General features: G+C 41.3%; 7 protein-coding genes. All 7 read left to right on the top strand.

Annotated elements, in window-relative coordinates:
- The coding region (locus Q1V93_RS01865) for a TonB-dependent receptor (protein WP_300660691.1) at positions 1-1,070 on the top strand (1,070 nt) is incomplete at its 5' end.
- A gap of 44 nt (positions 1,071-1,114) precedes the next feature.
- On the top strand, positions 1,115-1,774 hold the full coding sequence (locus Q1V93_RS01860) for an SCO family protein (RefSeq protein ID WP_300660690.1): 660 nt from the start codon (positions 1,115-1,117) through the stop codon (positions 1,772-1,774).
- Between the two features lie 105 nt (positions 1,775-1,879).
- Positions 1,880-3,649 (top strand): MFS transporter, encoded by a 1,770-nt coding sequence (locus tag Q1V93_RS01855; protein ID WP_300660689.1) that lies wholly within the window; start codon positions 1,880-1,882, stop codon positions 3,647-3,649.
- Positions 3,650-3,823: 174 nt separating this feature from the next.
- Complete coding sequence (locus Q1V93_RS01850) at positions 3,824-4,741, top strand: succinate dehydrogenase cytochrome b subunit (protein ID WP_300660688.1); 918 nt, start codon at positions 3,824-3,826, stop codon at positions 4,739-4,741.
- An 18-nt stretch (positions 4,742-4,759) separates the two neighbouring features.
- On the top strand, positions 4,760-6,772 hold the full coding sequence (locus Q1V93_RS01845) for a fumarate reductase/succinate dehydrogenase flavoprotein subunit (protein WP_300660687.1): 2,013 nt from the start codon (positions 4,760-4,762) through the stop codon (positions 6,770-6,772).
- A gap of 72 nt (positions 6,773-6,844) precedes the next feature.
- A complete protein-coding gene (locus Q1V93_RS01840) occupies positions 6,845-7,609 on the top strand; it encodes a succinate dehydrogenase/fumarate reductase iron-sulfur subunit (RefSeq protein WP_300660686.1) in 765 nt (254 codons plus the stop codon).
- A 161-nt stretch (positions 7,610-7,770) separates the two neighbouring features.
- On the top strand, positions 7,771-7,996 hold a 226-nt coding region (locus tag Q1V93_RS01835; protein WP_300660685.1), incomplete at its 3' end, for a hypothetical protein.

The raw sequence follows: 7,996 nt of genomic DNA, 5'->3' as shown, positions 1-7,996 counted from the left end.
ATTCTTATGCTAAAATTTATTCCGGTGGAGGTAGAACAACTAATCAATTATTGAATCTATCAGCATATGCACAAGCTGAGAAAAAGTTTTGGAAACGATTGACTATTTCTATTGGTGGGCGCCTGGAATATTTCCAACTGAACGACTCTCTTACAGCATTAAAACCTATTTTCCGGGCAGGAACTAATTTCAAACTGACTAAGGCTACATTTTTAAGAGCTTCATATGGACAAGGTTACCGTTTCCCAACAATAACAGAGCGATTTATTAGTACAGGTGTTGGAAATTTTGGAGTGTTTCCGAACGCAGACGTTAAACCGGAATCTAGTTGGAATGCAGAATTTGGTATCAAACAAGGTTTCAAAATCGGACCTGTAATGAGTTTCTTTGATATTGCCGGATTTTGGCAGGAATATCAAAACACAATTGAATATACTTTCGGTTTCTGGAAACCATTTGTTCAGGACTTATCAAATTCTTTCGGTTTCAAATTTGTTAATACCGGAAGATCTCAAGTGAAGGGAATAGATGCTTCATTAGCCGGTACCGTCAGTCTTGGAAAGAAAAGCGATTTAACCTTTCTATGTGGTTACACATTTATTAAACCAGTAACATTGTCACCAGATTATAAGTACGCCAAAGATGCTTATGGTAATAGTTACTCATACAACTTCACTTCTTTAGATTCTAGTTCTCGCGTTTTGAAATATAGGTTTTTACACAATTTGAAAATCGACATGGAATATTCTTTTTTAAAGAAATTAGCAATCGGTTTCAGTGCGAAATATTATTCCAAGATTGTGAATATGGATGGGGTTATTGCCGGATTTGAAGAAATTACGAAACAATTGGCTTCTATCCAGGACATTTCTTACATGGATTTCTACAACTCTCACCGCCACGGTAACTGGATCTTCGATGCACGGATCTCTTATTTGTTGAAAGACAAGCACCGTTTTGCAATTATCGGAAGCAATATTCTAAACAAAACATACTCGTTGAGACCTTTGAAAATCGAAGCTCCAAGAACAGTCATGTTACAATACACGCTGAAATTAGGAGGAGATTAATGTTTATCGAAAGACTTTAGGACGTACTTTTGTAAAAAAACAAGATGCGCGTTCTCATTGTTGGTCTCATTTTCGTTGTTGGAGTTGTTGTTGCGTATGTCTTCACGAAACCGGAGGATAAACCCCTGAAGATCTATAATCCCATCGATGTGGAATCGGAGATGGTGGAGAAAGACCTGGCACGAAAGGGTTTCGGGCATACCATCCAGGAGTTTTCATTTACGGATCAAAGCGGAAAACCATACGGATCGAAAGATCTGAAAGGAAAGGTCTATGTTGCCGAGTATTTCTTCACAACCTGCGGAACTATTTGTCCGAGAATGAATGCAGAAATGCAACGTGTTCAGGCCGCTTACAAAGGAAATGATCAGTTCAAAATTCTAAGTTTCACCGTCAATCCCGAAACAGATTCTGTGGCTCAAATGAAACTTTATGCGGATGGTCATGGCGCCGATCCGAAACAATGGCATTTTCTGACCGGTGAAAAAACGGATCTGTATAAACTTGCCAGACGTAGTTTTTTTGTGTTAAAACCTGCTGAAGCAGCCAACCAGGGAGATGTCGGTTCGGATTTCATTCACACGAATTATTTTGTTTTGGTAGATACACATAAGCGCATCAGAGGCTATTACGATGGAACTGATTCCAAAGAAGTAGACAAGCTAATCGGTGATATCGGAAAATTATTGGAAGAAGAAAAGTAAAATCTCCTTTCACCTATAACGAATTAGTTAATTCACGCTTCACAAAGCGTTAAAAATAGCATCATAAGCGAATTCTGGTTATTTTCGACGAAATTTCGTTACCAAATGCAAACTACAAAAACAAACTACGGAGCACTTTCCACACTCACCACTGTATTCTTCTTTTGGGGATTTATTGCGGCGGGAAACAATATTTTCATTCCTTTTTGCAAGCATTATTTCAACCTGGATCAGTTCCAAAGCCAGCTGATTGATTTTGCTTTTTATGGCGCATATTACCTCGGAGCACTTGGTTTATTTGTTTTTAGCACCATGACCAGAAAAGACCTGGTTTCAACGTGGGGCTATAAAAAGAGTATCATTAACGGATTGCTTTTTTCTGCTTTGGGTGCAACAATGATGATTATCTCCGTTTACCTGAATGTTTTTGCTGCGATGTTATTCGGATTATTCATTGTTGCTTTGGGGTTCTCTTTACAGCAAACTTCTGCCAATCCGTTTATGATTGCGCTGGGAGATGAGAAAACCGGAAGTAACCGCATCAATTTGGGAGGGGCAATCAATAGTTTGGGAACCAACATCGGACCGATCATTGTTTCATTGGCACTATTTGGAACCACTGCAGCTATCCCAGACGAAAAAATCGAAGCATTGAGTCTGAACAAAGTAGTGATTTTGTATGCATGCGTCGGTTGTTTATTTCTTGGAGTGGCTGCACTTTTCAGTTTTTCTAAAAAATTACCGGGCGGACAGTTAGAACAAATCATTGACGAAACATCCGACAGGGCAAAAAAGGGAATGGTGACCATGCTGGTAATAACCGGCTTATTGATCGCCTGCTTCTCACCGGTTATGAACAGCTACCGCTCCGATGAAGCAAAACAATTAACAGAATTGAAAGGCGACCTGGAGCAATTAACAATCGGTGAAGACAACAAACCGATCCAAAACCTTACGGCTTCTCAATTGGAAACCAAAAAGGAAATCGAAATTGAAATCAAAAAAATACAGGAGCCTCTTGAAAAATACAGAATGGTTTGGCTCTCAGCAGGGCTTCTATGTGTCTTGGGTGGTATTTTATTTGCAAACCGATCAGCAAAAAAGAATGAGCATGGCTGGGGAGCATTGAAATATCCGCAGCTAAGTCTGGGAATGCTCGCCATCTTCGTCTATGTGGGTGTCGAAGTGGCTGTTGGAAGTAACCTGAGTGAATTGTTAAAACAGCCGGCATTCGGAGGTTTTGAATCTTCCGAAACAACTCCGTTTATTGCCATGTATTGGGGAAGTTTGATGATCGGGCGCTGGTCCGGATCAATCAATGCTTTCAACTTTTCCCGACAAACCAAACTGATTCTGAAATTTATTGTTCCCCTCATTGCACTGGGAGTAAGTTTAACCGTTTCGATCGTTTCCGGATATAATGTGAAACCTCTGTATTGGTATTTTATTTGTGTTCTGGTTCAGATCGCCGCATCTTATTTTACAGAAGACAAACCTGCCCGCTCGCTTGCTATTTTCGGAAGTCTCGGATTAGTTTGCATCGTCGTTGGCTTATCTACTACCGGAATTGTTTCTATCTATTCATACTTAAGTGTGGGTCTTTTCTGTTCTACCATGTGGTCTTGTATTTTTTCGCTTTCCCTGGCCGGATTAGGGAAATACCAGGCGCAAGGTTCCGGATTCCTGGTTATGATGATTCTTGGTGGCGGTATTATTCCTCCGATTCAAGGTAAATTATCCGACATCATTGGAATCCAACCGTCGTTTATTGTTGGAGCAGTTTGCTTTGCATACATTACATTCTTTGCAATTTTCGTAAATAAACTGCTCAAAAAACAAGGAATTTCCCTGGACAGCGAGGTAGCAAGTCATTAATTTATTGTTCCAAAAAAAAGAAAAAGCGGCAGGAATGTCGCTTTTTTTGGTTCCAGCCCAATGAGATACTCACTTTTCTAAAATAATCTATATTGTTTCTAAATAAGGTCAAACGTTGATTTGGGTTGTTCTAGCTATTAAATTTGTAACGTTTGAAACATTTTTTAAAATACTATGAGTAAATCTGGAATATTTACGTCCTCAATAGCAAAGAAGTATTGGATGGCTTTAACCGGCCTTTTTCTGATAACCTTTCTTATCGGACACTTGTTGGGAAACCTTCAACTAATTACGAAAACGGGTGAAGAAGGTCGACGTGCATTCAACGAGTACGCCTACTTCATGGGTCACAACATCTTCATTAAGATTTTGGCTTACGCTACTTACATCTCTATTTTGGCTCACGCCTTCCTTGGATTGTATTTAGCAGTGAAAAACAAGCAGGCTCGTCCGAAAAACTACGCTTACAACAAGCCAAGTGCAAATTCCGGAGCAGCTTCCCGTTACATGGCTATTTTGGGTACAATTATTTTGGTATTCATCTGTACGCACATGGCAAACTTCTGGTACAAGCAAAAAGTAGCTGAAACAGTTCCGTTGCATTATGTTGAAGTGAAAAAAGTACAGCAAGGACAAGACCCGATGACTGGTCAGCCGGTAACGCAAGAGTACACAGAAATTCAGGCTCTTACAACAATGGGCGTTTATTTCCCGATCGGATACATCAATCCGCAAACAAATGAAAAAGAAATTCAAATCAAACCGGAAGGAACAAAATTCAAAGATCCTCAAAGTGGTTTGGTTGCGGCAGAAGGTTACCGCGACTTGCATACTGTTGTCATGAACTTCTTCGGGCAATCTGAGCAAGGTCAGCCAACAAACCAATACGCACTTATAGCAGTTATCTTATACGTCGTTTCGATGTTCGTATTGATGTTCCACTTGTGGCACGGATTCGCTTCTTCATTCCAATCATTGGGATTGAACCACAGAAAATACAACGGGCTGATCTCGTTCGTCGGTAAAGCGTTTGCAATTGTAGTTCCATTATTATTCGCGATCATTCCAGTTATTATTTACTTGAGAAAATAATATTCAAAAAATTACTTTATGTCTATTCTAGATTCAAAAATACCAGAAGGTCACATTTCAAAAAAATGGACCGACTACAAAGACCACTTGCGCTTAGTTGCACCCAATAACCGTCCGAAAATTGATGTGATCGTTGTCGGAACAGGTTTGGCAGGAGCTTCAGCAGCAGCTTCTCTTGGAGAAATGGGGTACAACGTGAAAGCATTCTGTTTCCAGGATTCTCCGCGTCGTGCACACTCCATCGCAGCTCAGGGAGGTATCAACGCAGCAAAAAATTACCAGAACGACGGTGACTCGGTCTACCGCTTATTTTACGATACGATCAAAGGGGGTGACTACCGTGCACGTGAAGCAAACGTTCACCGTTTGGCTGAAGTATCCGGAAATATCATCGACCAATGTGTTGCTCAGGGAGTTCCTTTTGCACGCGAGTACGGCGGTTTGTTAGACAACCGTTCATTCGGTGGTACACAAGTACAACGTACATTCTACGCTGCAGGACAAACCGGACAACAATTGTTGTTAGGAGCTTATTCAGCACTTTCCCGCCAGATCGGATTAGGAAATGTGCAGATGTACAACCGTCACGAAATGCTGGATTTGGTGAAAGTAGACGGAAAAGCGCGCGGAATCATTGCCCGCAACCTGATTACAGGTGAAATTGAGCGTCATTCAGCTCACGCCGTGATTCTTTGTACCGGTGGTTACGGAAACGTTTACTTCCTTTCTACCAATGCAATGGGATCTAACGTAACAGCAGCATGGAAAGCGCACAAACGTGGTGCTTACTTCGCAAACCCTTGTTATGTACAAATTCACCCGACATGTATTCCGGTACATGGTACAAACCAATCGAAGTTGACATTGATGTCAGAGTCATTGCGTAACTCCGGTCGAATTTGGGTGCCGAAGAAAAAAGAAGATGCAGAAGCAATTCGTACAGGTAAAATGAAACCAACGGATATCGCTGAAGAAGATAGAGATTATTACCTGGAGCGTCGTTACCCGGCGTTTGGAAACCTGGTTCCGCGTGACGTTGCTTCCCGTGCAGCGAAAGAGCGTTGTGATGCCGGTTTCGGAATTGAGGCAAATGATACGATGGAAGGTGTTTACCTGGATTTCTCGGCTGAGATTAAAGCCAAAGGAAAACAAGCTGCTCATACTTCCGGAAATCACAATCCAAGTGAGGAAGAAATTATCAAGTTGGGTAAGAAATGGGTGGAAGAGAAATACGGAAACTTGTTCCAGATGTATGAAAAAATTACAGATGAGAACCCGTATGAAACTCCGATGAAGATTTATCCTGCAGTTCACTACACAATGGGTGGTGTTTGGGTTGATTATAACCTGCAATCAACTATTCCGGGATGTTTTGTGGCAGGTGAAGCAAACTTCTCAGATCACGGTGCAAACCGTTTGGGAGCTTCTGCTTTGATGCAGGGGTTGGCTGACGGATATTTCGTGGTTCCTTACACTGTTTCAGATTATTTGGCGGGAGATATCCGTACAGGAAAAATCTCAACGGATTTGCCTGAGTTTGACGAGGCTGAAAATCATGTGAAAGACATGATTTCAAAGTTCCTGAATAACAACGGATCAAAAACAGTTGATCACTTCCACAAACGTTTGGGACACATCATGTGGAACAAAGTAGGAATGGGTCGAAATGCACAAGGTTTGACTGAAGCTATTGCAGAAATTGCTGCTTTGCGCGAAGAGTTCTACAAAGAGGTTTACGTTCCGGGTGATGCAAATGAATTGAATCCTGAATTGGAAAAAGCACTTCGCGTAGCGGATTTCATGGAATTGGGTCAATTGATGGCAAGAGATGCTTTGCAACGTAATGAGTCTTGCGGTGGACATTTCCGCGAAGAATATCAGGATGCGGAAGGTGAAACTTTGCGTGACGATGAAAACTTCAACTTCGTTGGAGCCTGGGAATACAAAGGAATGGATATTAACCAATCCGAGTTACACAAGGAAGTATTGAACTACGAGTATATTAAAATAGCAGCAAGAAATTATAAGTAATCAGGTTTTTGACAGTCACGTGACACATCGCGTACCGACTGAAATCAAACCTGAAACATAAACATTAGAGTTATGGCATCAAAAACAATCAATATAAACCTGAAGATTTGGCGTCAAAAGAACGCGAATTCGAAAGGAAGTATGGAGACATACAAATTGGATAATGTTTCAACAGACAGTTCATTCCTGGAAATGTTAGATCAATTGAACGAACAGCTGGTGAATGAGCGCAAAGAGCCAATCGCATTTGACCACGACTGTCGGGAAGGGATTTGTGGAATGTGTTCTTTGTACATCAACGGAGAAGCACACGGTCCGGATCGCGCAGTTACAACGTGCCAGTTGCATATGCGTAAATTCAAAGACGGCGAAACGATTTATGTAGAGCCGTGGAGAGCAAAAGCGTTTCCGGTAATCAAGGATTTGGTTGTAGACCGTTCGGCATTTGACCGTATTCAACAAGCTGGTGGATTCGTTTCTGTAAACACTTCCGGACGCACAATGGACGCAAACGCTATTCCGATCGGGAAAGCTGAAGCAGACAAAGCGTTTGAAGCTGCAACGTGTATCGGATGTGGTGCGTGCGTTGCATCTTGTAAAAATGCTTCCGCAATGCTCTTCGTTTCTGCGAAAGTATCTCAATTGGCATTATTGCCGCAAGGACAGGTTGAAGCACAGCAACGCGTTCTGAATATGGTGAAGCAAATGGACGAAGAAGGTTTCGGAAACTGTACAAATACAGGTGCTTGTGCTGTTGAATGTCCGAAAGAAATCTCTTTGGAGAACATCGCTCGCATGAACCGTGAATATTTAAAAGCAATGGTTGCTGCCGACTAGTTCAGGCAAAACCCCGTAATACACTACAAAAGCTCCCTTTCAGGGGGCTTTTTTTGTTCCCGAATTAGCAATCAATCACTTATATCATTCAACTTTCTGATTAAAAATTTTTTATTTGTTAATTTTTCCTTAATTTAGGGCATCTTTAATTTACTTATGTTATGAAAAAACTATTACTTTCCTTTGGATTGGTAATGGTCGGTTCTACTGCTATGTCACAAGTGATATTCTCAGTTGAAGCGCCAGCATCTATCCATGGTTTTTATGATTTCACCAGCAATGGTGATGGAAGCAACTGGGGTCTTTCGACTTTAGTTGGATTTACCCCGGTATTAGACACTGTTGTAATTGCAAATGATGGTACAACAACAGGAGTTAACGCTCAGG

It is taken from the genome of Fluviicola sp. (assembly GCF_030151805.1).
GTDB lineage: Bacteria > Bacteroidota > Bacteroidia > Flavobacteriales_D > Crocinitomicaceae > Fluviicola.
This window is presented reverse-complemented; position numbering and strand designations above follow the sequence as displayed.

What these genes read in the sequence shown, in the direction of transcription:
- Q1V93_RS01860 (WP_300660690.1), top strand. Translation starts at nt 1,115, where the DNA reads ATGCGCGTTCTCATTGTTGGTCTCATTTTCGTTGTTGGAGTTGTTGTT.
- Q1V93_RS01855 (WP_300660689.1), top strand. Translation starts at nt 1,880, where the DNA reads ATGCAAACTACAAAAACAAACTACGGAGCACTTTCCACACTCACCACT.
- Q1V93_RS01850 (WP_300660688.1), top strand. Translation starts at nt 3,824, where the DNA reads ATGAGTAAATCTGGAATATTTACGTCCTCAATAGCAAAGAAGTATTGG.
- Q1V93_RS01840 (WP_300660686.1), top strand. Translation starts at nt 6,845, where the DNA reads ATGGCATCAAAAACAATCAATATAAACCTGAAGATTTGGCGTCAAAAG.
- Q1V93_RS01845 (WP_300660687.1), top strand. Translation starts at nt 4,760, where the DNA reads ATGTCTATTCTAGATTCAAAAATACCAGAAGGTCACATTTCAAAAAAA.